Origin of the sequence: Janibacter corallicola NBRC 107790, assembly GCF_001570965.1 — a bacterium.
In the GTDB taxonomy this organism is placed as follows: Bacteria; Actinomycetota; Actinomycetes; order Actinomycetales; family Dermatophilaceae; genus Janibacter; species Janibacter corallicola.
The window spans coordinates 24,750-50,395 of sequence record NZ_BCSR01000003.1 but is presented as its reverse complement, the minus strand read 5'-3'; the positions used below and the strand labels follow the sequence as shown (position 1 = coordinate 50,395).

The 25,646-nt window shown below is 71.9% G+C and carries 23 protein-coding genes; 9 read left to right on the top strand and 14 right to left on the bottom strand.

The window, feature by feature from the left end; translation table 11 throughout:
- Positions 1-57: 57 nt before the first annotated feature.
- Together JCO01S_RS02255 and glgP are read right to left on the bottom strand one after the other, a co-directional pair.
- Entirely contained in the window at positions 58-1,404 is a 1,347-nt protein-coding gene (locus JCO01S_RS02255) for a dicarboxylate/amino acid:cation symporter (RefSeq protein WP_068250048.1), read from the bottom strand.
- A gap of 185 nt (positions 1,405-1,589) precedes the next feature.
- Positions 1,590-4,211, bottom strand: a complete 2,622-nt coding sequence (glgP, locus tag JCO01S_RS02250; protein WP_068250045.1) for an alpha-glucan family phosphorylase — start codon at positions 4,209-4,211, stop codon at positions 1,590-1,592.
- Between the two features lie 63 nt (positions 4,212-4,274).
- Here glgP and JCO01S_RS02245 point away from each other — a divergent pair, with 63 nt between their 5' ends.
- Genes JCO01S_RS02245 through glgB form a run of 3 tightly spaced genes read left to right on the top strand, consistent with a single transcriptional unit; the run spans position 4,275 to position 9,999 of the window.
- The gene (locus JCO01S_RS02245) at positions 4,275-6,335 is read left to right on the top strand and encodes an alpha-1,4-glucan--maltose-1-phosphate maltosyltransferase (RefSeq protein WP_068250041.1); all 2,061 of its coding nucleotides are present in this window, start codon (positions 4,275-4,277) and stop codon (positions 6,333-6,335) included.
- A complete protein-coding gene (locus JCO01S_RS02240; protein ID WP_068250039.1) occupies positions 6,335-7,822 on the top strand; it encodes a maltokinase N-terminal cap-like domain-containing protein in 1,488 nt (495 codons plus the stop codon). Before JCO01S_RS02245 ends, JCO01S_RS02240 begins: the two co-directional genes overlap by 1 nt.
- Positions 7,819-9,999, top strand: coding sequence for a 1,4-alpha-glucan branching protein GlgB (gene glgB / locus JCO01S_RS02235; protein ID WP_068250036.1), 2,181 nt, complete (start codon positions 7,819-7,821; stop codon positions 9,997-9,999). The genes JCO01S_RS02240 and glgB overlap by 4 nt, the downstream gene beginning before the upstream one ends.
- A gap of 21 nt (positions 10,000-10,020) precedes the next feature.
- Here glgB and JCO01S_RS02230 read toward each other — a convergent pair whose 3' ends face one another.
- The 5 genes from JCO01S_RS02230 to JCO01S_RS02210 all read right to left on the bottom strand — a co-directional run bounded on the left by JCO01S_RS02230 (position 10,021) and on the right by JCO01S_RS02210 (position 15,103).
- Positions 10,021-10,980, bottom strand: a complete 960-nt coding sequence (locus tag JCO01S_RS02230; RefSeq protein ID WP_068250033.1) for a tetratricopeptide repeat protein — start codon at positions 10,978-10,980, stop codon at positions 10,021-10,023.
- Between the two features lie 21 nt (positions 10,981-11,001).
- A complete protein-coding gene (locus JCO01S_RS02225; protein ID WP_068250030.1) occupies positions 11,002-11,304 on the bottom strand; it encodes a thiamine-binding protein in 303 nt (100 codons plus the stop codon).
- Between the two features lie 14 nt (positions 11,305-11,318).
- Entirely contained in the window at positions 11,319-12,851 is a 1,533-nt protein-coding gene (locus tag JCO01S_RS02220; protein WP_068250027.1) for a serine/threonine-protein kinase, read from the bottom strand.
- 78 nt (positions 12,852-12,929) lie between these two features.
- Positions 12,930-13,901: a methylmalonyl Co-A mutase-associated GTPase MeaB gene (meaB, locus tag JCO01S_RS02215; protein ID WP_245634305.1), complete on the bottom strand. Its 972-nt coding sequence runs from the start codon at positions 13,899-13,901 to the stop codon at positions 12,930-12,932.
- A gap of 2 nt (positions 13,902-13,903) precedes the next feature.
- Complete coding sequence (locus JCO01S_RS02210) at positions 13,904-15,103, bottom strand: acetyl-CoA C-acetyltransferase (RefSeq protein ID WP_068250025.1); 1,200 nt, start codon at positions 15,101-15,103, stop codon at positions 13,904-13,906.
- 187 nt (positions 15,104-15,290) lie between these two features.
- On the opposite strand from JCO01S_RS02210, the gene mce reads away from it, so the two are divergent.
- Positions 15,291-15,713 (top strand): methylmalonyl-CoA epimerase, encoded by a 423-nt coding sequence (mce, locus tag JCO01S_RS02205; RefSeq protein WP_068250023.1) that lies wholly within the window; start codon positions 15,291-15,293, stop codon positions 15,711-15,713.
- A gap of 121 nt (positions 15,714-15,834) precedes the next feature.
- Entirely contained in the window at positions 15,835-17,175 is a 1,341-nt protein-coding gene (gene ccrA, locus JCO01S_RS02200; RefSeq protein WP_068250317.1) for a crotonyl-CoA carboxylase/reductase, read from the top strand.
- A gap of 103 nt (positions 17,176-17,278) precedes the next feature.
- On the opposite strand, the gene JCO01S_RS02195 is transcribed toward ccrA, so the two are convergent.
- Positions 17,279-17,566, bottom strand: a complete 288-nt coding sequence (locus JCO01S_RS02195; protein ID WP_068250022.1) for an Rv1322 family protein — start codon at positions 17,564-17,566, stop codon at positions 17,279-17,281.
- Between the two features lie 32 nt (positions 17,567-17,598).
- A complete protein-coding gene (locus tag JCO01S_RS02190; protein ID WP_068250019.1) occupies positions 17,599-18,807 on the bottom strand; it encodes a 3-hydroxyacyl-CoA dehydrogenase family protein in 1,209 nt (402 codons plus the stop codon).
- A gap of 111 nt (positions 18,808-18,918) precedes the next feature.
- Between JCO01S_RS02190 and nucS the strand changes: the two genes are divergently transcribed.
- The 3 genes from nucS (at position 18,919) to JCO01S_RS02175 (ending at position 20,975) form a co-directional block, all read left to right on the top strand.
- Positions 18,919-19,614, top strand: coding sequence for an endonuclease NucS (gene nucS, locus JCO01S_RS02185; RefSeq protein WP_068250017.1), 696 nt, complete (start codon positions 18,919-18,921; stop codon positions 19,612-19,614).
- Between the two features lie 120 nt (positions 19,615-19,734).
- The gene (locus tag JCO01S_RS02180; RefSeq protein ID WP_068250015.1) at positions 19,735-20,151 is read left to right on the top strand and encodes an NfeD family protein; all 417 of its coding nucleotides are present in this window, start codon (positions 19,735-19,737) and stop codon (positions 20,149-20,151) included.
- A complete protein-coding gene (locus JCO01S_RS02175; protein WP_068250013.1) occupies positions 20,148-20,975 on the top strand; it encodes a slipin family protein in 828 nt (275 codons plus the stop codon). Before JCO01S_RS02180 ends, JCO01S_RS02175 begins: the two co-directional genes overlap by 4 nt.
- On the opposite strand, the gene JCO01S_RS02170 is transcribed toward JCO01S_RS02175, so the two are convergent.
- From JCO01S_RS02170 to JCO01S_RS02160, 3 genes are all read right to left on the bottom strand, one after another.
- Positions 20,915-21,241: a hypothetical protein gene (locus JCO01S_RS02170; RefSeq protein ID WP_068250011.1), complete on the bottom strand. Its 327-nt coding sequence runs from the start codon at positions 21,239-21,241 to the stop codon at positions 20,915-20,917. The genes JCO01S_RS02175 and JCO01S_RS02170 overlap by 61 nt on opposite strands.
- Before the next feature lie 181 nt (positions 21,242-21,422).
- Entirely contained in the window at positions 21,423-23,510 is a 2,088-nt protein-coding gene (locus JCO01S_RS02165; protein WP_084342556.1) for a protein meaA, read from the bottom strand.
- Between the two features lie 90 nt (positions 23,511-23,600).
- Complete coding sequence (locus JCO01S_RS02160; RefSeq protein WP_068250009.1) at positions 23,601-24,023, bottom strand: STAS domain-containing protein; 423 nt, start codon at positions 24,021-24,023, stop codon at positions 23,601-23,603.
- A 126-nt stretch (positions 24,024-24,149) separates the two neighbouring features.
- On the opposite strand from JCO01S_RS02160, the gene JCO01S_RS02155 reads away from it, so the two are divergent.
- On the top strand, positions 24,150-24,791 hold the full coding sequence (locus JCO01S_RS02155) for a cob(I)yrinic acid a,c-diamide adenosyltransferase (protein WP_068250311.1): 642 nt from the start codon (positions 24,150-24,152) through the stop codon (positions 24,789-24,791).
- A gap of 78 nt (positions 24,792-24,869) precedes the next feature.
- On the opposite strand, the gene JCO01S_RS02150 is transcribed toward JCO01S_RS02155, so the two are convergent.
- Both JCO01S_RS02150 and JCO01S_RS02145 read right to left on the bottom strand, forming a co-directional pair.
- Complete coding sequence (locus JCO01S_RS02150) at positions 24,870-25,301, bottom strand: DUF2550 family protein (RefSeq protein ID WP_068250008.1); 432 nt, start codon at positions 25,299-25,301, stop codon at positions 24,870-24,872.
- Positions 25,302-25,310: 9 nt separating this feature from the next.
- Positions 25,311-25,580: a F0F1 ATP synthase subunit epsilon gene (locus JCO01S_RS02145; protein ID WP_068250007.1), complete on the bottom strand. Its 270-nt coding sequence runs from the start codon at positions 25,578-25,580 to the stop codon at positions 25,311-25,313.
- Between the last annotated feature and the right edge of the window lie 66 nt (positions 25,581-25,646).

Here is a 25,646-nt window from a genome sequence, read left to right as displayed (position 1 = left end):
GGTCGCTGGAACCTCGAACCGCAGTCGAGCGAGATCACCTCGACCCGGCGCAGGGGGTCAGGCGGTGACGGGAGCGGGCTCGGCGCCCTCGAGCTCTGCCTCCTCGTCCTCCCACACGTCGCCGGTGGAGCGCCGGTCGTACGCGACCGTGTCGAGGATCCCCTCGCGGGCGGCCACGAGCGTCGGGACGAGTGCCTGCCCGGCGACGTTCGTGGCCGTGCGTCCCATGTCGAGGATCGGGTCGACCGCGAGCAGCAGGCCGACGCCCTCGAGCGGCAGGCCGAGCGTGGAGAGGGTGAGGGTGAGCATGACGACCGCGCCGGTCACGCCCGCGGTCGCGGCGGAGCCGATGACCGAGACGAAGGCGATGAGCAGGTAGTCGGTCGGCGAGAGGGACATGCCGAAGAACTGGGCGACGAAGATCGCCGAGATCGCCGGGTAGATCGCCGCGCAGCCGTCCATCTTGGTCGTCGCGCCGAGCGGCACGGCGAAGGAGGCGTACTCCCGCGGCACCCCGAGGTTGCGCTCGGTCACGCTCTGGGTGAGGGGCAGCGTGCCGATCGAGGAGCGGGAGACGAAGCCGAGCTGGATGGCCGGCCAGGCGCCCCCGTAGAAGCGACGCACGGACAGGCCGTGGACCCGCAGCAGGGCCGGGTAGATGATGCCGAGCACGATGGCCAGGCCGATGTAGATCGCCGCGACGAAGCGGCCGAGCGAGCCGAGCGCGTCCCAGCCGTAGGTGGCCACGGCGGTGCCGAGCAGGCCGACGGTGGCGATCGGGGCGAGGCGGATGATCCACCAGAGGACCTTCTGCACGACCGCGAGCGCGGAGCGGCTGAAGGTGAGGAAGGGCTCGGCCTGCTCGCCGACCTTGAGCGTGGCGATGCCGACGACGATCGCGATGACGAGGATCTGCAGGACGTTGAAGTCGAAGGCGACCGAACCGGCCTCGACGGACCCCTCGATGCCGAGCGGGTTGGTCGGGATGATGCCGGTGAGGAAGTCCAGCCACGAACCGGTGCTCTCCGGGGCGGCGGCCTGGTCACGGGTCACCTGCGCGCCGTTCGCCGGGTCGATGAGCAGGCCGAGGCCGACGCCGGTCCCGACGGCCAGCAGGGCGGTCACGGCGAACCACAGCAGCGTCTGCCCGGCGAGGCGGGCCGCGCCGGTGACCTGCCGCAGGTTGGCGATGGAAGCGACGATCGCGAGGAAGACCAGCGGCGGGACGATCGCGCGCAGCAGGCTGACGAAGGAGGAACCGACGACGTCGAGGGTCTGGGTGAGCCAGTTGGGGTCGGCCTCGGTGCCGCCCAGCTGACGGGCGACCATGCCGAGCACGACGCCGAGGACGAGACCGATGAGGACCTGCGTGCCGAACGAGACACGCTTCAGTGGTGCGAGCACGGGAGCGATTTCCTTTTGGGGTGACGAAGGGGGATGAGCGGGCTGCGATCTCACGCAGCCGCGATCATCGGGTCGCGCCGTGCCGCTGCAGGTCGACGTCGAGCCGTCTCGTCAGGCCCCAGAGGTTGTACTCCACGGGAGGCGACAACCGCTCCCCGACCACCCCTATTCCCGGCGAGGGCGGGTCAGGCGTTGGCGACCAGGCCCAGGCTCGAGGGGAAGGCGAGCAGCTCGTGCCGGGGCAGCACCCGCACCGTCCAGCCGAACTGGCCCGGCGTGGCGATCGGGACCCGGCCGGCGAACTTCGCCCGACCGTCCGGGTAGCGCTCGACGAGCTCCAGCGAGGTCGCAGCCCAGTCGAGGAGCTCGTCGCTGCCCGTGTCGACCCGACCGGCGACCACCTGCACGTCGACCTCGGCGGCGTCCAGACCGTCGAGGGCGACGTAGGCGTCGACCGAGAGCTCCTCGCCGACGATCGGCGAGTCGGAGATCCCGCTGCCCTCGACGTGCTCGACCCGCACCTCGGGCCACCCCTCGCGCACCCGCTTGGCGTAGCCGGCCAGCGACCGCGCACCGGCGAAGTCGTCCGCCGCCACCCGGGCACCCGCCCGGGCCGCGGGCACGTACAGCCGCTCGACGTAGTCGCGCACCATCCGCGTCGCGAGGACCTTCGGGCCGAGCGTCATCACGGTGTGCCGCAGCATCTCGAGCCACCGCTGCGGCAGCCCCTGCTCGTCGACGTCGTAGAAGCGCGGCGCCACCTTGTGCTCGATGATGTCGTAGAGCGCGGCCGCCTCGATGTCGTCGCGCCGGTCCTCGTCCTCGACGCCGTCCGCGGTTGGGATCGCCCAGCCGTTCTCCCCGTCGAACCACTCGTCCCACCAGCCGTCGAGGACGGAGAGGTTGAGAGCACCGTTGAGCGCGGCCTTCATGCCCGAGGTCCCGCAGGCCTCCAGCGGACGAAGGGGGTTGTTCAGCCAGACGTCGCAGCCCGGGTAGAGCGAGCGGGCCATCCCGATGTCGTAGTTGGGCAGGAAGACGATCCGGTGGCGCACGTCGTGGTCGTCGGCGAACTGCACCATCTGCTGGATCAGCGCCTTGCCGGTCTCGTCGGCCGGGTGGGACTTGCCGGCGATGACGAGCTGGACCGGCCGCTCCGGGTGCAGCAGCAGCGAGCGCAGCCGCTCGGGGTCGCGCAGCATGAGGGTGAGGCGCTTGTACGTCGGCACCCGCCGGGCGAAGCCGATCGTCAGCACGTCCGGGTCGAGCACCGACTCGGTCCAGCCGAGCTCGGCCTCGGTGGCGCCCCGCCCCGACCAGCTGGCCCGCAGCCGCTCCCGCGCCTCCTGCACCAGCTGGGCGCGCATCGCCCCCTTCGCCGACCAGATGGCCTCGCCGGGGATGTCGGGCACGCCTTCCCACTGGCGCCCCGGGGAGCGCAGCGCCCCGCCGAGGTGCTCGGCGGCGATCTCCCGGACCCGGCCATCGACCCACGTCGGTGCGTGGACGCCGTTGGTGATCGAGGTGATCGGCACCTCCGTGTCGTCGAAGCCCGGCCACAGACCGTCGAACATCCCCCGGGAGACGACGCCGTGCAGCTGCGAGACGCCGTTGGCGCGGGCCGCGAGCCGCAGCCCCATGACGGCCATGTTGAAGACCCCGTCCGCACCGCCCTCGTAGGTCTCGGCGCCGAGGGCGAGCAGCTCCTCCACCGGCACCCCGGGCAGCCCGTGCCCCTCGCCGAAGTAGCGTTCGATGAGCCCGGCGTCGAAGCGGTCGATGCCTGCCGGCACGGGCGTGTGCGTGGTGAAGACGGTGCCGGCACGGGTGGCCTCGAGCGCCTCGGCGAAGTCCATCCCGCGGGAGGTGAACTCGCTGATCCGCTCGACACCGAGGAAGCCGGCATGGCCCTCGTTGCTGTGGTAGACCTCCGGCTCCGGCGCGCCGGTGAGCCGGGACCACAGGCGCAGTGCGCGCACACCGCCGATGCCGAGGAGGAGCTCCTGCTGCAACCGCTGCTCGCCGCCCCCGCCGTAGAGGCTCTCGGTGACACCCCGCATGACGTCGTCGTTGCCGGGCACGTCGGAGTCGAGGAGCAGCAGCGGCACCCGCCCGACCTGGGCCCGCCAGACCTGGGCGCGCAGCACCTGGCCGTCGGGCAGGTCGAGGGTGATCAGGCACGGGGTGCCGTCGTCCTCGCGCAGCAGCTGCAGCGGCAGGCCCTGCGGGTCGAGGACGGGATAGGTCTCCTGCTGCCACCCCGAGGCATCCAGGCTCTGCTCGAAGTAGCCGGTCTTGTAGAAGAGCCCGACGCCGATCACCGGCACCCCGAGGTCGGAGGCCGCCTTGAGGTGGTCGCCGGCGAGGATGCCCAGGCCGCCGGAGTACTGCGGCAGCACCTCGGTGATGCCGTACTCCGGGCTGAAGTAGGCGATCGAGGCGGGCCCCTCGAGGCTCCCACGCGGCGCGTGGGAGCCGGTTCCTCGCGCCTCGGGGTCCGAGGGCTCCATCGCGCGCTGGTACCACAGGCGCGCGCCGAGGTAGCCGTCCAGCTCCTCCTTGGCCGCCGCCACGCCCGCGACGAGCTCCTCGTCCCGGGCCAGCTCCTCCAGCTCCCCGGCGGAGAAGGTCGAGAGCAGCCGTACCGGGTCGTGCCCGGCCTCCTCCCAGCGCTGCGGGTCGATCCGGGCGAAGAGCTCCCGGGTCGGGGCGTGCCAGCTCCACCGCAGGTTCATGGCGAGCTCGTCGAGGGCACTGAGGGGCTGGGGCAGCGCGGTGCGGACGCTGAAGCGTCGGATGGCCTTCACACCCTCATCTTGGGGGGTCGACGGGCCGGGCGCCAAGTGCCCACGACGGGTACCTTGCATGGTGTGCACGCCGATGCCTCCAATTCCGCCCCCGACGCCCGCCGAGCGGCCCGGGTACCGGTCTCCGCGCCGCCGCAGCATCCCCTCGGCCGGATCCCGGTCCTCGACGTGGCACCGTGCATCGACCACGGGGCGCGCCCGGCGAAGTCCGTGGTCGGCGAACCCTTCGAGGTGACCGCCACGGTCTTCCGGGAGGGCCACGACGCGGTGGGTGCCACCGTCGTGCTCACCGACCCCGACGGCACCGAGCACCGGGTGCCCATGACCTGCCACAACCCCGGGCTCGCCGAGTGGGGAGCGCAGGTGGTCGCCGACCGGGAGGGCTGGTGGCGCTACCGGGTCGAGGGCTGGTCGGACCCGTGGGCGACGTGGGTGCGCGACGCGACCGTGAAGGTCCGCGCCGACGTGGACACCCGGCTGATGCTCGAGGAGGGTGTCCTGCTGCTGCGCCGGGCGCTCGCCGACCCGACCCGAGGCATCGAGGGGCGCCTCGCCCTTCGCTCCGCCCTCGAGGTCCTCGAGGGCAGGGAGGAGCACCACCCCACCGCGGCGCTGCACCTGGTGACCACGGGTGCCGCCGCCGAGGAGCTGCTCGCCCACCCGGTGCGTGAGCTGGTGACCGGCAGCGCCGACCTGGCGCTGCTCGTGGAGCGGGAGCGGGCGCTGTACGGCTCCTGGTACGAGATCTTCCCGCGCAGCGAGGGGGCGCGCCGCGACGAGACGACCGGCCGGTGGACCACCGGCACGCTGCGCACCGCGGCGCGCCGGCTGCCCGCGATCGCCGACATGGGCTTCGACGTGGTCTACCTGACGCCGGTGCACCCGATCGGCACGAGCGCCCGGAAGGGGCCGAACAACACCCTCGAGGCCGGGCCGGACGACCCGGGCTCGCCCTACGCGATCGGCTCCCCCGACGGCGGGCACGACGCGATCCACCCGGACCTGGGGACCTTCGAGGACTTCGACGCCCTCGTGGCGGAGGCGGAGCGGCTCGGCCTGGAGGTCGCCCTCGACCTCGCGCTGCAGTGCTCGCCGGACCACCCGTGGGTCGGCGAGCACCCGGAGTGGTTCACCGAGCGGGCCGACGGCTCGATCGCCTTCGCGGAGAACCCGCCGAAGAAGTACCAGGACATCTACCCGCTGAACTTCGACCGGGATCCCGAGGGCATCTACCGCGAGGTGCGCCGGGTGGTGCAGGTGTGGATCGACCACGGGGTGAGGATCTTCCGGGTCGACAACCCCCACACCAAGCCGGTGGAGTTCTGGCAGTGGCTCATCGCGGACGTGGCCGAGGACCACCCGGACGTCATCTGGCTCGCCGAGGCCTTCACGACCCCGCCGATGATGCACACCCTGGCCAAGGTCGGCTTCCAGCAGAGCTACACCTACTTCGCGTGGCGCAACACCGCACCCGAGCTCGTCGAGTACGGCAAGCAGGTCGCCGGCGAGGCGGCCGCGTACATGCGCCCCAGCTTCTGGCCGACCACCCACGACATCCTCACCCCCTACCTGCAGTTCGGCGGGCCGGCGGCGTGGAAGGTGCGGGCGGCGCTGGCCGCCACGATGGTCCCGACGTGGGGCATCTACGCGGGCTACGAACTCATGGAGCACGTCGCGCGCCCGGGCTCCGAGGAGCAGATCGACAACGAGAAGTACGAGCTGAAGGACCGCCGCTGGGAGGAGGTCGGCGACGCCTCGCTCGCCGGCTGGCTCACGATGCTCAACCGGGTCCGCCGCGAGCACCGGGCGCTGCAGCTGCTGCGGAACCTGACCTTCCACCACGTCGACGACGAGAACCTGCTCGCCTACAGCAAGGCGGCCACCCGCGCTGACGGCACCGAGGACCTCGTCATCGTCGTCGCCAACGTCGACCCGCACAGCACGCGGGAGTCCACGCTGCGCCTCGACATGGGTGCGCTCGGGATGGACCACGACGAGCGCTTCGCCGTCACCGACCTGGTCACCGGCCAGCAGTGGGAGTGGGGCCGGGCGAACTTCGTGCGGCTCGGCGCCGATGCCGAGCCGGTGCACATCGTGACCGTGCAGCGGGGCCGGAGGTCCTGATGGCCGAGATCTTCGACGCCCGGCTCACCCCGACGAAGGGGGAGCTCGTCGAGGAGTGGGTCGTGGGCCAGCGGTGGTACACCGGGCGCGGGCGACCGCGGCTGCGCCGGCTGGGCTCGTGGCGCCTCGACGACCCGGCGGGCGAGGTCGGCATCGAGACCATCGTCTTCCTCGTCGAAGGCGATGCCCTCGGGTCCCACGGTCCGCGTGGGCGGCGCGACGGAGCCGCCTCGAAGGGGGCCCCCGAACCCGTCGTCATCCAGGTGCCCCTGACCTACCGCGGCGCCCCGCTGGAGGGCGCTGCGGACGGGCTGATCGGCGAGATGGAGCACTCCGTGCTCGGCCACCGGTGGGTCTACGACGCCCCGCACGACCCGGTCTACCTCGAGCGCCTGCTGGCGCTGCTGCGCGGGCGGGCCGAGGCACAGTCCGGCTCGGTGTCCGAGACCCCCGACCCCGGCGTCGTCGGCCACCCGCACCCCGACTGGGGTGAGGAGCCGCAGGTGGCCTCCTTCCGGGTGCTCGCCGGCGAGCAGTCGAACACCTCCGTCGTCATCACCCCGGACGAGGGGCGGTCGGTCATCATGAAGATCTTCCGCACCCTGCACGCCGGGGAGAACCCGGACATCACGCTGCCGGAGGCACTGGGCGGGTCCCCCTTCGTCCCCGCGGGGGTCGGTCACGTCACGGGCGGCTGGGAGCGCGCCGACGGCCAGGGCCGGGACACCGGCCAGCTGGCCGTGGCGCAGGAGTTCCTCGACGGGGCGGAGGACGCCTGGCGGGTGTGTCTCCGGCAGGCGGAGCGTGGGACCCGAGGGACCGGTAGCGAACCACCGGGCCCCTCCTTCCACACGCTGGGGCAGGCGGTGGCAGGGGTGCACACCGAGCTCGCGGCCGCGCTGCCCACCCACGCGCCGGGTCCGGAGGAGGTCGCCGAGCAGGTGCGCCGGATGCGCAGGCGAGCCGCGGCGGCCGTGGGTGAGGTGCCGGCCCTGGCCGCGCACGAGCCCGCGATCCGCGCCGTCCTCGACGCCGCCGAGGCGGCCACGTGGCCGCGGCTGCAGCGCATCCACGGTGACCTGCACCTCGGGCAGGTGCTCGAGGTGCCCGGGCGGGGCTGGGTGATCATCGACTTCGAGGGAGAGCCGTTGCGCCCGCTCACCGAGCGCAACGCACCGGACTGCACCGTGCGCGACGTCGCGGGGATGCTGCGGTCGCTGGACTACGTCGCCGGCACCGTCATCGACACGGTCGGGGCGGGCGGGCGGTCCGTGGCCGCGGCGGAGGCCTGGCGGGAGGAGGCCGTCCTCGCCTTCCTCGACGGCTACGCCGAGACCGCCCCCGACCCGCGCGACCTCCCGGAGCTGCTCACCGCCTTCGTGCTGGACAAGGCGCTCTACGAGGTCGTCTACGAGGCCCGCCACCGCCCGACCTGGCTGCACCTGCCGACCGCCGCCGTGGCCCGAATCCTGGAGGGACACCCGTGACGCCGATCCCGGACTCCGCACTCCCGAACGCGCTGTGGGCCATCGCCCACGGCCGCGCCGCCCAGCCGCACGACGTCCTCGGCCAGCACGTGGAGCCGGGCGGCCTGCGGGTGCGGGTCCGACGCCCCATGGCCACCCGGGTGCGGGTGCGCTTCGAGGACGGCGCGGTCATCGACCTGGGGCACGAGCAGGACGGGATCTTCGCCGGTCTGCGTCCGGGGGCGACGGCCACCATGGACTACCGCGTCCTCACGACCTGGGACGACGGCGTCGAGCACGTCACCGACGACCCCTACCGCTTCGCCCCCACCCTCGGCGCGCTCGACCTGCACCTGATCAACGAGGGGCGCCACGAGCGGCTCTGGGACGTGCTCGGCGCCCACCTGCGCAGCTACTCCGGGCCGATGGGCGAGGTCCGCGGGGCCTCCTTCGCGGTGTGGGCGCCGCGGGCGAAGGCGGTGCACGTCATCGGGGACTTCAACGACTGGGACCCCCTCAGTCACTCGATGCGCCGGCTCGGGGAGTCCGGGGTGTGGGAGCTGTTCGTCCCCGACGTGGCGCAGGGGGCGGTGTACAAGTTCGCCGTCCGTGGCGCCGACGACGTGGTGCGGGAGAAGGCCGACCCGCTCGCCCGGGCGGCCGAACGCGCCCCCGCCACCGGGTCGGTGGTCACCGGCAGCGAGCACCTCTGGCAGGACGGGGCGTGGCTGGAGCGGCGGGCGGCGCGCGACCCGCACTCGGGGCCGATGAGCGTCTACGAGGTGCACCTGGGCTCCTGGCGCGAGGGGCTGGGCTACCGCGAGCTCGCCGAGCAGCTCGTCGAGTACGTCCGGGAGCTCGGCTTCACCCACGTCGAGCTGCTGCCGGTGATGGACCACCCCTACCCACCGTCGTGGGGGTACCACGTCACGAGCTACTACGCGCCCAATGCCCGCTTCGGCTCCCCCGACGACTTCCGCCACCTGGTCGACACGCTGCACCGGGCGGGCATCGGCGTGATCCTGGACTGGGTCCCGGGGCACTTCGCCACCGACGAGTGGGCACTGGTGCGCTTCGACGGACTGCCGCTCTACGAGCACCCCGACCCGAGGCGCGGGTGGCAGCCGGACTGGGGCAGCTATGTCTTCGACTTCGGGCGACTCGAGGTGCGCAACTTCCTCGTCGCGAACGCGCTGTACTGGCTGCAGGAGTTCCACGTCGACGGCCTGCGCGTGGACGGCGTCGCGGCGATGCTCTACCTGGACTACTCGCGCGGGGACGGCGACTGGCTGCCCAATGTCCACGGCGGCCGGGAGAACCTCGAGGCGGTCGACCTGCTCCAGGAGGTCAACGCGACCGCGTACCGCACCTGCCCCGGGATCATCACGGTCGCCGAGGAGTCGACCGCCTGGCCCGGGGTGACCGCCCCGACGAGCGAAGGGGGCCTCGGCTTCGGTCTGAAGTGGAACATGGGCTGGATGAACGACGCCCTCGCCTACCTCGCCGAGGACCCGATCAACCGGCAGCACCACCACAACCTGCTGACCTTCGCGATGATGTACGCCTACGCGGAGCAGTACCTGCTGCCGATCAGCCATGACGAGGTCGTCCACGGCAAGGGATCGATGCCGTACAAGATCCCCGGCGACGACGGCGCCCGGCTGGCGACGCTGCGTGCCTTCTACGCCTACCAGTGGGCCTTCCCCGGCAAGCAGCTGCTCTTCATGGGGACCGAGTTCGCCCAGACGAGCGAGTGGGCGGACGGGCGCTCGCTCGACTGGTGGCTGCTCGAGCACGCCGCGCACCGGCGCGTCCGGGACCTGGTGGCCGAGCTGAACGCCTTCGCCGCTCGGCACCCGGCGCTGTGGCGCCTCGACTTCGCGCCGGCGGGCTTCGAGTGGCTCGACCCCGACGACAACCACGGCAACACCGTCTCCTTCGTGCGCTCCGACGGGGCCGGGGACGAGGTCGTGGTCGTGGTGAACTTCGGTGGGGTCGGGCGCTGCCCCCTTCGGGTGGGGCTGCCGCGGGACGGCCGGTGGCGGGTCGCGCTGGACACCAGCGGCTACGACGCCGAGGGCTCCCCGAGCCGGGCCGGGGTCGTCCTCACGGCCGAGGAGCGTCCCCACCACGGCCGCGGCTGGTCGGTCGAGGTGGACGTCGCGCCGCTGAGCGCGCTCTACCTCGTCCCCGCCTGACGGGGCGGCGTCCGCGCAGGGTCAGAAGAGGGCGCTCATCAGGGTCGTCCGGCCCTTGCGCACCCGCTCGTCGTGGTTGCCGACGACCGCGAAGAGGTCGAGCAGCCGGGTCTTGACGCGGTCCCGCTCCTCGCCCGCGGTCACCCGCACGAGATCGATGAGCCGGGTGAAGGCGTCCTCGACGTGCCCACCGAGCACGTCGAGGTCGGCCACGACGAGGGCGGCGTCGATGTCCTTCGGGTCGGCGGCGGCGGCCTCGCGCGCCGCATTGAGGTCCACGTCCTGGGTCCGCTTCATCAGGCCGACCTGGGCGAGGCCGATCTCGGCATCGGCGTCCTTCGGGTTCTCGGCCAGGGCCTTCTCGTAGGCAGCGGACGCGGCGTCCAGGTCCCCGCGCTCGATCGCGTCGAAGGCCTCCTGGTGCAGCGGCGGCAGCTCCTGCTCCGCGTCCTCGCCGGGCTCCGCGCCGCTGATCCGGCCGGTCACGCCGTGCTGGACCGCGAGCTGGAGCAGCTGGTCGGCGACCTGGCGCAGCTGCTCGCGCTCGACCAGCCCGCTGAAGAGCGGGACCGGCTGGCCGGCGACGAGCCCCAGGGCGAGCGGCACCTCCTGGGGCTGCAGCGCCTGCTGGACCCCGGGGCTGGAGACGAGGTCGATGCCCACGATCTGCAGCCGCCCGTCGAGCCCCGAGGCGATGTCGACCGCGTCGTCCAGGAGCGTCCGGCTGCTCGGGTGCTGGGAGGACCACACGACCGCGAGCGCGGGCACCGCACTCGTGCGGGCGACGATCTGGTTGAAGGTCTCATCGGTGGCCTCCACGAGGACCCCGTCAGCCCGTCCGCCCGCGGCGGGGGCGCCTCCCGGGGCCGGGGCACCGGCCGGTGCGGACGGTGTGGTGGGGGTGGCACCGGGCTCACGCGACGAATCGCCCAGTCCGGACAGGTCGACGGCTCCACGCAGGGCACGGGTCGGGTCACTCATGGGACCATTCTGTCCCACCGCTCACTGCTCCCCGAGAAGGCCCTCGACCCGTTGCACCTTCTCCGTGATCATCCCGGTCCGCCCGGCCCGGATGTCGGCCTTCATCACGAGGGAGACCCGGTCCCCGTACGGACCCATGGCATCGACGCAGGACTTGATCACGGCCATGACCTCGTCCCACTCCCCCTCGAGGGTGGTGAACATCGACCCGAGGTCGTGCGGGAGCCCGCTGTCGCGGACGACCCGCAGGGCCGCCGCGACCGCCTCGGCGTAGGAGCCGGTCTCGTCGGGGGACGAGGGGGCGATGGAGAACGCGATGAGCACGATGCCTCCCGGGGCTACTTCTCGATCAACATCTGGCCATCCACGTCCTTGACGACGTGGTTGACCTTCTCGGTCTTGGTCTTGCCACCCTTCATCTCATAGGTGACCTTGAGGGTGACCTTGCCGCTCTCGGGGTCGACGGCGAGATCGTCCGTCTTCACCTTCTTCACCCCGTTCCAGAAGTCGACGTAGTCCGACTCGTCGCCCTCGGCCTCCTGGGCCGACTCGGAGAGCTGGTTCCAGGTCGTCGACGGGTCCTTCGGAGCAGTCTTGTAGTAGTGCTGGACGAAGGTGCCGGCCCGCTCGACGAAGTTGATCGCCGCCTCGGGCGCCTCCGACTCGGGCGTGTCCTCGCTGGTCGAGGAGGTGGTGCTCGCTGCCGAGCCCTCGTCGTCACCGATCCCGACGATGCCGACGGCCAGCGCCGCGAGGAGCAGGGCGAGGATGATCGCGACCACCCAGGCGATGGTGCTGCCGCCGTCCGCGCGCGGCGGCTCGGTGACCATGTGCATCTCGGTCCCGGCCTCGTCCTCGACGCCGGCGCCCTCGACCTCGGGTGCCTGCGCGTCCCCCTCCGGGCCGGGCGCGTCGGTGGGGTCGGCCGGCCCCGGGGCCCCCGTGGCGGCAGCAGCCCCGCCCACTGCGCCACCAGCCGCGCCTGCGGCGGCCGCACCGGCAGCGGTGGGGCCGGGCGATCCGGCCCCCGCGGCAGCCGGCGGGTTGGCACGCATCCGTTCCCCGGCCGCGAGGTGCTCCAGGCGCCGGGAGATGTCGGCCATGGTTCCCCGGCGGTTGGGGTCGCGGGAGAGCATGTCGGCGAGGATCGGCTCGAGGGCGCCCGCACGCTGCGGGGTCCGGGGCGGGTTGGTCGCGATGTACTGCAGCGTCGCGAGCGGCGGCTCGAGCAGGGGGAAGGCCTCCCGCCCCTCGATCGCGTAGTAGAGCGTCGCGCCGAGCGACCACACGTCCGCGGCGCCGGTCTGCTTGCCGCCGACTGCCACCTCGGGCGCGGTGAAGTTCGGCGTGCCCATCGCCACCCCGACCTGGGTGAACTGCTGCTCGACGTTGCTGCGGGCGATCCCGAAGTCGCTGATCTTGGGACGGCCCTGGCCGATGAGGACGTTGGAGGGCTTGATGTCCCCGTGCACGACCCCGGCGCGGTGCGAGGCCGACAAGGCCGCGGCCAGCTGTGCCCCGAGGTCGGCCACCCCCACCTGGGCCATCGGCCCGCGCTCCCGGATCGCCGAGGCGAGCGTGGGCCCGTCGACGTACTCCATGACGAGCCAGGGGACCTCGTCGTACTCGACGACGTCGTAGACCGCGACGACGTTGGGGTGGTTCAGCGCAGCGGCCTGCCGGGCCTCCCGGATGGCGCGGCGGGTGTCCGCCTCGCTCTCGCCGGGAAAGGCCCCGATCTGCTTGATCGCCACGTGGCGGCCGAGCAGGCTGTCCTGCGCCAACCACACGGCGCCACCACTGCCGCGGCCGATCTGGCGCACGACCTCGTAGCGACCGGCAATCAGCTCGCGTGAAGTCTCGTCACTCATCTCAGGGAACAGCGTAAGCGCTGACCACCCCACGGGACGCGTCCGACCCACGGAGGTGCCGGTGGTGACCCGTCGCCGCTACCCGGTGCCGGCCCCGATCGAGGCGAGCAGCTCGTCGGCGGCGGCGTAGGGGTCGAGCGCGCCGTCGACGACGCGCGCGGCCAGCGCGGGGAGGCTGCCCGCGGCGTCCAGGTCACCGATGCGGGCGCGCAGCTGGGCCAGGGCGAGCCCGGAGACCTCGTCACCGGCCCGCTTCGTGCGCCGCCGGCGCAGGGTGCCGGTGCGCGCCAGCCACTCGAGGTGGCCGGTGACCGCATCGGCGGTCTCCTCCACCCCGGTGCCCTCGAGGGCGCTCGCGCGCACCACGGGGCGCCGCCAACCGCCGGGGGCGGTCCCCTCCCCCATCTGGATCATGTGCCGCAGGTCGCGCACCGTCGCATCGGCACCGGCGCGATCGGCCTTGTTGACGACGAAGACGTCGCCGATCTCGAGGATCCCGGCCTTCGCCGCCTGGATGCCGTCGCCCATCCCGGGGGCGAGCAGCACGAGCGTGGTGTCGGCGAGGCGCACGATGTCCACCTCGGACTGACCGACCCCGACGGTCTCGACGATGACGACGTCGAACCCGGCCGCGTCGAGGACCCTGATGGCCTGCGGCGCGGAGACCGACAGCCCGCCCAGGTGACCTCGGGTGGCGAGCGAGCGGACGTAGACCCCCGGGTCGCCGGCGGCCTCCTCCATCCGGATCCGGTCTCCCAGGAGGGCACCGCCGGAGAAGGGGGACGAGGGGTCGACGGCCAGCACGGCGACCCGCTTCTCGCGCCGGCGCAGGGCCGCCACGATCGAGTTGGTCGTCGTGGACTTGCCGACCCCGGGCGCCCCGGTGATCCCGATGACGTGGGCGCCGCCGGTGTGGGCCGCGAGCGCGGCCATGATCTCCCGCAGCGCGGGGTGCTGGTCGTCGACGAGGGAGACCGCCCGGCCGATGGCACGCGGCATCCCCGCCCTGGTCTGCTCGACCAGGACGGGGACGTCGACGTGGCGGATCAACCTCAGGCGCTCGGCACGCGCACGAGCAGGGCGTCGCCCTGACCGCCGCCGCCGCACAGCGAGGCGGCACCGAGGCCGCCACCGCGGCGCTTCAGCTCCAGCGCGAGGGAGAGGGCGATCCGGGCGCCGGACATGCCGAGGGGGTGCCCCATGGCGATCGCGCCACCGTTGGGGTTGACCTTCTCCGGGTCGAGGCCCAGCTGCTTGGTCGAGGAGAGCCCGACGGCGGCGAAGGCCTCGTTGATCTCGACGAGGTCGAGGTCACCGACGGCGACGCCCTCCTTCTTCACGGCCGCCTCGATCGCATTGGCCGGCTGGGCCTGCAGCGTGGAGTCCGGGCCGGCGACGACGCCGTGGGCCCCGATCTCGGCGAGCCAGGTCAGGCCCAGCTCCTGGGCCTTCTCCTTGCTCATCACGACCACCGCGGCGGCGCCGTCGGAGATCTGCGAGGCGGAGCCGGCGGTGATCGTGCCGTCCTTGGCGAAGGCGGGGCGCAGCCTGCCCAGGGACTCGGCCGTGGTGTCTCCGCGCACGCCCTCGTCGGTGTCGAAGACCACCGGGTCTCCCTTGCGCTGCGGGACCTGCACCGGGACGACCTCGTCGGCGAAGCGGCCCTCGGCCCAGGCCTTGGCGGCCTTCTGGTGGCTCGCCGCGGCGAAGGCGTCCTGCTCCTCGCGGGAGAACTCGGAGGTGTCGGCGTTCTTGGCCTCGGTGAGCGCGCCCATCGCCTGGTCGGTGATGACGTCGTGCAGGCCGTCGTAGGCCATCGAGTCCTTGAGCTTGGCATCGCCGTACTTGATGCCGTCGCGGCTCTTGGGCAGCAGGTGCGGGGCGTTGGTCATCGACTCCTGCCCACCGGCGACCACCACGTCGAACTCGCCGGCACGGACGAGCTGGTCGGCCAGGGCGATGGCGTCCAGCCCGGAGAGGCAGACCTTGTTCACGGTCAGTGCGGGCACGTCCTTGGGGATGCCGGCCTTGATCGCGGCCTGCCGGGCCGGGATCTGCCCCTCACCGGCGGTGAGGACCTGGCCCATGATCACGTAGTCGACCTGCTCACCCGTGACGCCTGACTTCTCCAGTGCGCCCTTGATGGCGAAGCCACCGAGGTCGGACCCCGAGAAACCCTTGAGGGAGCCGCTCATGCGACCCATCGGGGTGCGGGCCCCGGCGACGATGACGGACACGGGACGCTCGGACATGTGGGATGCCTCCAACGATTGTGGGTCGTGTGGCACCCCCGGGCGCCACAGCTCGTGCACTCAGCCTAGCGAGGGCGGGAGGCGCTGGGCAGGGGCTGCCACGGTGGGCCCGGACACACGGGCACGGTGGTCGGCCTCACAGGTCGGACCCCTCCCGTCCGAGCGGCCCCCTCCATAGGCTGCGGGCATGACTGCACTCTTCACCACCATCGACCACGTGGGCGTGGCCGTCCCCGACCTGGACGACGCGATCGCCTTCTACGGCGAGGCCTACGGCATGGAGCTGGCCCACGAGGAGGTCAACGAGGAGCAGGGCGTGCGGGAGGCGATGCTGCGGGTCGGCGACTCCGACACCTGCATCCAGCTGCTCGCGCCGCTGAGCCCGGAGTCGACCATCGCGAGGTTCCTCGACCGCAACGGGCAGGGCATCCAGCAGCTGGCCTACCGGGTCGAGGACATCGACGCCGTGTGCGCCACGCTCCGGGAGCGCGGCCTCCGGCTGCTCTACGACACCCCCAAGCGGGGCACGAGCGACTCCCGGGTCAACTTCATCCACCCCAAGGACGCCCGCGGCGTGCTCGTCGAGCTCGTGGAGCCGGCCGCCGTGTGAGGTCGGTCATGACCGCGACCTGTCGAGACCGCGCGCCGATTAGGTTGCACCGCAAGCGCCCCCGGTCGGGGCAGCATCCCCAACGACCTGCCGACGAGGCCAAGGAGTCAGCTGCATGACCATGGACCAGATCCGCGACGCGATCCTCTCCGGAGACCGCGCAGAGGAGACCTACGCCAACCTGCCGGTCCCCGAGACCTACCGCGGCGCCACGATCCACAAGGACGAGATCGAGATGTTCCAGGGGATGGCGAGCAGGGACAAGGACCCCCGCAAGTCCATCCACATCGACGACGTGCCGATCCCCGAGCTCGCCCCGGACGAGGCCCTCGTCGCGGTGATGGCGAGCGCCATCAACTTCAACACGGTGTGGACCTCGATCTTCGAGCCCGCCCCCACCTTCGGCTTCCTCGAGCGCTACGGCCGACTGAACAAGTACTCCAAGCGCCACGACCTGCCCTACCACGTCATGGGCTCCGACCTCTCCGGCGTGGTGCTGCGCACCGGCGGGCACGTCTCGAAGTGGAAGCCCGGGCAGGAGGTCGTCGCCCACTGCCTGTCCGTCGAGCTCGAGGACGCCGACGGCCACGACGACACGATGATGGACCCGCAGCAGCGCATCTGGGGCTTCGAGACCAACTTCGGCGGCCTCGCCGAGCTGGCCATCGTCAAGGCCAACCAGCTGATGCCCAAGCCGGACCACCTGACCTGGGAGGAGTCCGCCTCCCCCGGGCTCGTCAACTCCACCGCCTACCGCCAGCTGATCTCCAAGAACGGCGCCAGCCTCAAGCTCGGCGACCGCGTCCTCATCTGGGGCGCCTCCGGCGGGCTCGGCTCCTACGCCGTCCAGATGGCCCTCGCCGCGGGCGCCGAGCCGATCTGCGTCGTCTCCTCCCCCGAGAAGGCCGAGATCTGCCGCGCCATGGGCGCCGAGCTGATCATCGACCGCAGGGCCGAGGGGTACAGGTTCTGGAACGAGGACGGCACCGAGCAGGACCCCAAGGAGTGGAAGCGCCTCGGCAAGAAGATCCGTGAGCTCACCGGCGGCCACGACGTGGACATCGTCTTCGAGCACCCGGGCCGCGAGACCTTCGGCGCCTCGGTCTACGTCACCCGCAAGGGCGGCAAGATCGTCACCTGCGCCTCGACCTCGGGCTACATGCACGAGTACGACAACCGCTACCTCTGGATGAACCTCAAGCGCATCATCTCCAGCCACTTCGCGAACTACCGCGAGTCCTGGGAGGCGAATGCGCTGATCAACCGTGGCCTGATCCACCCGACGCTCAGCCGCACCTACTCCCTGGACGACGTCGGCCAGGCGACCCTGGACGTGCACCACAACAAGCACCAGGGCAAGGTCGGCGTGCTCGCCCTCGCCCCGCAGGAGGGCCTGGGCGTCACCAACCCGGACAAGCGCGCGAAGTTCGAGACGCAGATCAACCGCTTCAAGGACGCCTGAGCCGCGCTTCCCCACGACGAAGGGGGCCATCCCGGACATCCGGGATGGCCCCCTTCGTCACGCCAGCCCCCCCCCACATGATTCTCCCGGGTGACCAAGGGGGTCAGCGGCCGTAGCGGCCCTGGTCCCGGGCACGCCAGCAGGCGTTGTGCCAGTGGCGGCGGTCGTCGACGCCGCCCATCCCGTCGTCGGGCCAGACGACGACGTGGGGCGTCCCGGGGGCGATGTCGTGCGTGCACCCCGGGCAGGTGTAGCCACGGGTCGAGGTCGTGCCGTTCAGGCTGCGCACGACCCAGCGGCGGCCCATCCACGACTGGACGGTCTGCGAGGACATCGCCCCCATGCGCAGCGGACGGTGCTCGTCACGTCGGCGGCGGTTGGAGCGGGGCATGTCCTCATCCTCGCACCGGGCGTCCCGGCGGCTCAGTAGGTGCGGAAGCCTTCCTTGGTCTTGCGACCCAGCTTGCCGGCGGCGACGAGCTCGCGCAGCGTCCCGGCAGGCGTGAGGCTCTCGTGCCCGAACTCGCCGAGCAGCTCCTCCTGGATCGCGAGCGCGACGTCCGTGCCGACGACGTCCAGCAGCGCGAAGGGCCCCATCGGGTAGCTGTAGGCCTCGGTGATCGCGGTGTCGATCTCGTCCAGCTCCCGGCCGTCCTCGTGGGCCTTGACGGCGTCGTTGAGGTACGGGAAGAGCAGTGCGTTGACGATGAAGCCGGCGCGGTCGGAGCAGCGGACCGGCACCTTGCGGGTGCGCGCGCACAGGTCGACCACGGTGTCGAGGACGTCCTGACCGGTGTGCTCCTGGTCGATGACCTCGACGAGCTTCATCACCGGGGCGGGATTGAAGAAGTGCATCCCCACGACGTCCTGCGGGCGCGAGGTCTGCGCGGCGAGGTCGGCGATGGACAGCGAGGAGGTCGTCGTGGCGAGCACGGCACCGTCCTTGCAGATGCGGTCCAGGTCGGCGAACAGCTGGTTCTTGATGCCGATCTCCTCGGCGATGGCCTCGACGACGATGTCGGCGTCGGCGAGGGACTCGCGCTCGAGGGAGCCGTTGAGGCGGGCCAGCGCCGCGTCGGCGTCGGCCTGCTCCATGCGGCCCTTGTCGACCTTGCGGGTGAGGTTCTTGGCGATCTTCGCCGCGACGGCGTCGATCTTCTCCTGGCTGCGGGCGACGTAGGTCACGGGGAAGCCGCTGGTGGCGAAGACCTCGATCATGCCGGTCGCCATCGTGCCGGAGCCGACGACACCGACGGTCTCGATCTGCCGGACCTCACCACCGCCGGCACCGGCCGGGGTCAGGTCATCGGCGACGACCTCGTCACCGTCGTAGGTGTAGAAGCCCTTGCCCGCGGCCCGGCCGGTGCGCCCCTCGGCGATGAGGCGCTCGAGGACCGCGTTGGGCTCGTGGCGCGGGTCCCCGCCCTCGGCGTGGCGTGCCGCGAGGGCGTCCCGCACCGTCTCGAGCCCGAGCTCGTCGATGACGGTCAGCGGGCCCTTGGGCAGACCGCACCCGAAGCGCATGCCGTTGTCGACGTCCTCGCGGGAGGCGTACTTCTCCTCGAACATCGAGGCGGCGTGGTTCAGGTACGGGAAGACCAAAGCGTCGGCGAGAGAGCGCGATTCAGACATGTGGGAACTGTGGCAGTCGGGCCGCTCCCCCGGTAGGCCCCGCGGGGGTGAGAGTGACCACAGGTGATCCCCATGACACCGCCGGCCCGTCGGAGCCGTAGGGTCTGCTGCGTGCGTGTGGTGATTGCGACCTGCAGCGTTGACTACGAGGGGCGGCTGAACGCCCACCTCCCGCTGGCCACCCGGCTGCTCATCGTCAAGGCGGACGGGTCGGTCCTCGTGCACAGTGACGGCGGCTCCTACAAGCCGCTGAACTGGATGGCACCGCCCTGCGCGATGGCGGAGGTCGAGCCGGACGAGACCGAGGCCGCCGAGGGCGTCGTCGCCGTCTGGAACGTCCAGCACGCCAAGACCGAGGACCACCTGCGGGTCCGCCTGCACGAGGTCCACCACGACTCCAGCCACGAGCTCGGCGTCGACCCCGGCCTCGTCAAGGACGGTGTCGAGGCCCACCTGCAGAAGCTCCTCGCCGAGCACATCGAGACCCTCGGCGAGGGCTACTCCCTCGTGCGGCGCGAGTACATGACCGCGATCGGCCCGGTCGACATCCTCGCCCGGGACGAGACGGGGGCCAGCATCGCCGTGGAGATCAAGCGCCGCGGCGAGATCGACGGCGTCGAGCAGCTGACCCGCTACCTCGAGCTGATGAACCGCGACCCCGCGCTGCGCCCGGTCACCGGTGTCTTCGCCGCCCAGGTCATCAAGCCGCAGGCGCGCACCCTCGCCGAGGACCGCGGCATCCGCTGCGTCACCCTCGACTACGAGGAGCTCAAGGGCATCGACACGAGCCTGCACCGCCTCTTCTGACCCACTGGGGGGCTCACGGTCGCGAGGCGGCCTGCGCGCCCGGGCACCCCCGATGCCGACCCTCGGGCCCCCCGGGCCCACTAGTGTTGTGTCACAGGCAGCCGCGACGAGGAGCGAGTCATGGCAGGCACTCCGGGGCGCAGTGGCCCCGGCCCCTTCGAGGACCCGGGAGACGTCCCCGGTGACCTGCTGGCGTGGCTCGCCGAGGAGCTCGGGATCGGCTGGGGCCTCCTCGTCGGGCTCGTGCTGCCCCTCCTGGTCCTGCTGGTCATCGGCCTCGCGCTCACCGTGTGGTTCTGGCGCCGCTACGCCCGCTCCCCCTCGCGCAGCACCGGCGTCGACGTCCTCCCCGGCCAGGTCGCCACCGTCCGCTCCGCCGACGGCGAGAGCGGGCAGGTCTTCGTCGAGGGCAGCTGGTGGTCGGCGCGATCGGCCACTCCCCTGCGGGTGGGCCAGCGGGTGCGCATCACCTCGGTCGAGCGCCTCGAGCTGCTCGTCGAGCCGGTGGCATCACCACGAGAGAAGGAGGAGTCATGATCGACACGGCACTCATCGGGCTCGTCATCGCGGCCCTGGTCGTGATCTGGGTGATCACGCGGACGGTGCGGGTCATCCCGGAGTACCAGCGCGCGGTGATCTTCCGGCTCGGGCGCATCCAGGCACCCAAGGGGCCGGGGGTCATCCTCGTCGCCCCGGTCCTGGACAAGGTCCACCGGATCGACCTGCGCACCCACACCTACGACATCCCGCCGCAGGACCTCATCACCAAGGACAACGTCACGGTCCAGGTCAACGCGGTCACGTACTACAACGTCGTCGACCCGATCCGCGCCGTGCTGGCCATCGAGGACTACCGGGTCGGCACCCAGCAGGTGGCCCAGACGACGCTGCGCAGCATCATCGGGCAGACGAGCCTGGACGACCTGCTGACCAAGCGCGAGGAGATCAACAGCCGCCTGCAGCAGATCATCGACGAGGTGACCAACCCGTGGGGCATCAAGGTCACCATCGTCGAGGTCAAGGACGTCATGCTCCCGGAGAGCATGCGCCGCGCCATGGCCCGGCAGGCCGAGTCCGAGCGCGACCGCCGCGCCAAGGTCATCCACGCCATCGGTGAGCAGGAGGCGGCCGAGAACCTCGCCGAGGCCGCGAAGACCATCGAGGCCCACCCCGGCGCCATGCACCTGCGCACCCTCTCCTCGATGCTCGAGCTCGGCGCCGAGCAGAACTCGACCGTCGTCTTCCCCCTCCCCATGGAGCTGCTGCGGCTCTTCGACACCGCGAAGGGGGCGCCGGAACCTCAGAACGAGTCGCCGAGCTCCACCCTCCGCACCCCGGAGCCACCCTCCGAGCCCTCCTGACCCGGGGTCAGCACGACGACGGTCTCCCCGCGGTGCAGGTCGGCGACACCCATCAGGGCATCCCGGTCCGGCACCGCCGCGAAGGCCGCGTCGGTCTCCAGCGAGGTGTCGAGCACCTCCGCGAGCCGGGCGGCGCCCGGCACGTCGGGTGCCGCCACGACGGCCATGACCAGCTCGCCGCGCAACCGGTCGACGAGGGCGGTCACGCCCCCTTCGTCCGTCGGGGCGGAGGTGAGCAGCAGGGTCGCCGGGCAGTGCATGGTCACAGGACCACTGTAGGGCGGTCCCTTCGAGACGCTCGGCGAACGCACCCTCCCCAGGGAGCGCCGGTTGCGGCAGGTGCGCGCCAAGACCTCCGCCGTGCACCGCGCCCTCATTGCGGGGCGACACCACCCTTCGAGGCTCACGCCCCAGCGGGCATGCGCAGCTCAGGGAGCCAACCGGGCCTCAGGCCTCGACGCTCTCCGGCAGGGGCATCCCGCGGGCCTCGCGGATGACGTCGAGCAGGCGTCCCATGATCTCGTTGAGCCCGAAGTCCTTCGGGGTGAAGACGGCCGCCACGCCCATCTCCCGCAGCCGCTCGGCGTCGGCCTCCGGGATGATGCCGCCGACGATGACGGGGATGTCCTCGGCGCCCTGGGCGCGCAGCCCCTCGATGATGTCGGGGACGAGCTCCATGTGCGACCCGGAGAGGATCGAGACGCCCACGAGGTGCACGTCCTCGGCGACGGCGGCGGAGACGATCTGGTCCGGCGTGAGCCGGATGCCCTGGTAGACGACCTCGAAGCCCGCGTCACGGGCCCGCACGGCGATCTGCTCGGCGCCGTTGGAGTGCCCGTCCAGGCCCGGCTTGCCGACGAGGACGCGCAGCTTCTCGCCGAGCTCGTCCTCGGTCCGGCGCACCCGCTCGCGCACGGAGACGAGGTCCTCGGTGCCGCCGTCGGCCACGCCCACGGAGCCGCTGACGCCGGTGGGGGCCCGGAACTCGCCGAACACCTCGCGCAGCGCCTGGGCCCACTCGCCGACGGTGACGCCGGCGCGGGCGCACTCCAGCGAGGCCTCCATGAGGTTCTCCTCGGTGGCGGCGACCTCGCGCAGTCGGGCGAGCGCCGCCGCGGCGCGCGGACCGCGCTCGGGGTCCTCGTCGCGCTCGGACCGCCAGGCCCGCACGGCCTCGATGGCGGCCTCCTCGACGCCCTCGTCGACGGTCTGGATGGCGGTGTCCAGGTCGGCGGTCAGCGGGTTCGGCTCGGTGGTCTCGTACTTGTTGACGCCGACGACGACGTCCTCGCCGGCCTCGATGCGCTGCCGGCGAAGGGAGTGGCTGGCCACGAGCGCGGACTTCATGTAGCCCGACTCGACGGCCGGCACGGCACCGCCCATCTCCTGGATGCGGTCCATCTCGGCCTTGGCGCCCTCGACGAGCTCGGCGACCTTCGCCTCCACGACCGGGGAGCCGGTGAAGAGGTCGTCGTACTCGAGCAGGTCGGACTCGTAGGCGAGCACCTGCTGCAGGCGCAGCGCCCACTGCTGGTCCCACGGCCGCGGCAGACCGAGCGCCTCGTTCCACGCCGGCAGCTGCACCGCGCGGGCGCGGGCGTCCTTGCTCAGCGTCACGGCGAGCATCTCGAGGACGATGCGCTGGATGTTGTTCTCCGGCTGCGCCTCGGTCAGGCCGAGACTGTTGACCTGGACGCCGTAGCGGAAGCGGCGTTGCTTGGGCTCGGTCACCCCGTAGCGCTCCCGGGCGATCTCGTCCCAGAGCTGGACGAAGGCACGCATCTTGGCCATCTCCTCGACGAAACGCACCCCGGCGTTGACGAAGAAGGAGATCCGCCCGAAGACCCGGCCGAAGTCCTCCTCCGGCACCCGGCCGGAGTCGCGCACCGCGTCGAGCACCGCGGTCGCGGTCGACAGGGCGTAGGCGATCTCCTGGACGGGGGTCGCCCCCGCCTCCTGCAGGTGGTAGCTGCAGACGTTGGTCGGGTTCCACTTCGGGATGGTGTTCACCGTGTAGCTGACCATGTCGGTGATCAGGCGCATCGAGGGCCCGGGCGGGAAGACGTAGGTCCCGCGGCTCAGGTACTCCTTGATGATGTCGTTCTGGGTGGTGCCGGAGAGCTTCGCGACGATCTCGGCGGGGTCCTCCCCCGCGGCCTCGGCCTGCTCCTCCGCCGCGACCTGGTACATCGCGAGCAGGTACATCGCCGTGGCGTTGATCGTCATCGAGGTGTTCATCTCGCCGAGCGGGATCTGGTCGAACAGCCGGCGCATGTCCCCGATGTGGCTGATCGGCACCCCGACCTTGCCCACCTCACCGCGGCTGAGCACGTGGTCGGGGTCGTACCCGGTCTGCGTGGGCAGGTCGAAGGCGACCGAGAGCCCGGTCTGGCCCTTGGCGAGGTTGCGTCGGTAGAGCTCGTTGGACGCGGCGGCGCTGGAGTGTCCGGCGTAGGTGCGCATCACCCACGGGCGGTCACGCTCGCGGCGCTTCGCCTCCGCGGCGGGAGTCGGGGCATCGGTGCTGTCGGCCATGCTCGCAACGTACCGGGGGCGGCCGCTCCGGCACAGACCCTCGGGAGGTGAAGACCACCACACCGGCCACCCGCATGGCGGCGAAGGGGGTCAGCCCGTCGCCACCCGCAGTCGCGGCCGCTCCGGGCCCACGGTCCGGTCGAAGCCGGCGCCGCCGCGCCGGGACCCCTCCCGGGTGGCTCCGCCGCGGCCCTCCTCGTCGATGAGCCGGACCAGACCGGCCCGGCGCAGCAGCCGGGTGGTGCGCTCGTCCGGGCCGCTGAAGCGCAGCCGGCGACCGGCGCGCGCCGCCCGGGCGTGCGCGGCGACCAGCGTCGTGAAGCCGACGTGGTCGATGACGGTCGTCTCGGACAGGTCGACGAGGATCGACCCGCTCCCTTCGTCCAGCGCCGCGATCAGCCCCTGTCGCAGATCCGCACTGTTGCGTCGATCGAACGGGATCGAGACCCGAACCCGCGTCGTGCAGTCATCACCCACCGGTGTCAGTGACGAGACCGGATTCACGGTGGTCACCGCCTTCCCCTGCTCCTGCAATCCCTGTGCGATCAGTGTTGCCCGAGGGACCCGGATAAGTCTGTAGCGACGCTGTCACGATGTGGTCACGCTCACGTCTCGAGGCGGTCTGCGACGATGACGGACATGGTCAACCTCACGAAGATCTACACCCGCACCGGCGACGAGGGCAGCACCGCGCTCGGCGACTTCAGCCGCACCCGCAAGACCGATCCCCGGCTGCAGGCCTACGCCGACGCCAACGAGGCCAACGCGATCATCGGGATCGCCATCGCCACGGGTGGACTCTCCGAGGAGGTCGTCGCCACCCTGACGCGGGTGCAGAACGACCTCTTCGACGTCGGGGCGGACCTGTCCACCCCCCTGCAGGTCGAGCCGAAGTTCCCGCCGCTGCGCGTGCAGCAGGAGTGGGTCGACGAGCTCGAGGCCGCCTGCGACCGCTACCTGGAGATGGTCGAGCCGCTGCGCTCCTTCATCCTCCCGGGGGGCACCGCCGGCTCGGCGCACCTGCACCACGCGACGACGGTCGTGCGTCGGGCCGAGCGCTCGGCCTGGGCGGCGCGGGAGGCCCACGGCACCGAGGAGGCGAAGGGGGACGAGGTCGGCGGCGTGAACCCGCTGACGACGACCTACCTGAACCGGCTCTCGGACCTGCTCTTCATCCTCGCCCGGGTGGCCAACCTCGACGCGGGCGGCGACGTGCTGTGGCAGCCCGCGGGCGGGCGCCGCGAGGCACCCGAGCGCCGCCGGCGCACCAAGGAGAGCTGAGTCGAGGCGGGAGGCTCGGCCGGCGCGCCCGGACCTCCACCGAGGTGCGGGTCGCCCGGCGACCGTGAGTCCCGCGGGTCAGGTGACGTTGACGTTGTGCCCCGGCGGCGCCGACTCGAGCCAGGAGCGCACGGCGGGGTAGAACTTCGCCTCGAGGGCGAGGTCGGCCAGCGGCTGCTCGGCCAGCGTGAGCCGCACGCACACGGCGCCGGGGAGGCCGGGGATGCTCACGTCCTCCTCCCCCGGCGTGGAGATGTCCAGGCCGTCCCGACCCCACGAGATGGTCGGGTGGGTGGTCACTCCCCCGACACTGAACCAGTCGAGCTCGTGCGGGCTCAGACGAAGCAGCCCGAGCCGCCATCGAGGCGACCCGGGCAGACGTACCGCGCTGGGGCAGACGGGACCGTGCGCGGCCAGGGCGCGGCGGCGAAGCCACAGCAGGACGAGCCAGAGCGCGACCAGCAGGCACCCTGCGAGGAGGACCATCTCCACCGTCTGCAGGGTCGACATGAGGTGGCCTCAGGCCTGGGTCGTCTCGACGGTCTCCGCGACGATCGTCACGGTGTCGTGGTCGACGGAGAGGAAGCCACCGTCGATGTGGGCGGACCGGGACTCCCCACCCTCGGCGCCGGAGATGACGACGTCGCCGACGATGAGGACGCCGAGCAGCGGGGTGTGACCCGGCATGATGCCGATCTCGCCCTCCTGGGTCCGGGCCCTGACCATGCTGGCCTCACCGGACCAGACCTTCCGGTCCGCGGCGACGAGTTCTACGTTGAGGGAGCTCACTAACGGGTTCCTTCATCTCTGGATGCGGGCTGCTCATCCCATCGTAGCCCGCGCACTGTCCCGGCC

Coding starts and splice junctions, on each gene's coding strand:
- JCO01S_RS02180 (WP_068250015.1), top strand. CDS start 19,735: ATGGCAGGCACTCCGGGGCGCAGTGGCCCCGGCCCCTTCGAGGACCCG.
- JCO01S_RS02210 (WP_068250025.1), bottom strand. CDS start 15,103: ATGTCCGAGCGTCCCGTGTCCGTCATCGTCGCCGGGGCCCGCACCCCG.
- JCO01S_RS02165 (WP_084342556.1), bottom strand. CDS start 23,510: ATGGCCGACAGCACCGATGCCCCGACTCCCGCCGCGGAGGCGAAGCGC.
- JCO01S_RS02155 (WP_068250311.1), top strand. CDS start 24,150: ATGGTCAACCTCACGAAGATCTACACCCGCACCGGCGACGAGGGCAGC.
- JCO01S_RS02195 (WP_068250022.1), bottom strand. CDS start 17,566: ATGCCCCGCTCCAACCGCCGCCGACGTGACGAGCACCGTCCGCTGCGC.
- JCO01S_RS02190 (WP_068250019.1), bottom strand. CDS start 18,807: ATGTCTGAATCGCGCTCTCTCGCCGACGCTTTGGTCTTCCCGTACCTG.
- JCO01S_RS02175 (WP_068250013.1), top strand. CDS start 20,148: ATGATCGACACGGCACTCATCGGGCTCGTCATCGCGGCCCTGGTCGTG.
- ccrA (WP_068250317.1), top strand. CDS start 15,835: ATGGACCAGATCCGCGACGCGATCCTCTCCGGAGACCGCGCAGAGGAG.
- JCO01S_RS02220 (WP_068250027.1), bottom strand. CDS start 12,851: ATGAGTGACGAGACTTCACGCGAGCTGATTGCCGGTCGCTACGAGGTC.
- JCO01S_RS02150 (WP_068250008.1), bottom strand. CDS start 25,301: ATGTCGACCCTGCAGACGGTGGAGATGGTCCTCCTCGCAGGGTGCCTG.
- JCO01S_RS02230 (WP_068250033.1), bottom strand. CDS start 10,980: ATGAGTGACCCGACCCGTGCCCTGCGTGGAGCCGTCGACCTGTCCGGA.
- mce (WP_068250023.1), top strand. CDS start 15,291: ATGACTGCACTCTTCACCACCATCGACCACGTGGGCGTGGCCGTCCCC.
- JCO01S_RS02240 (WP_068250039.1), top strand. CDS start 6,335: ATGGCCGAGATCTTCGACGCCCGGCTCACCCCGACGAAGGGGGAGCTC.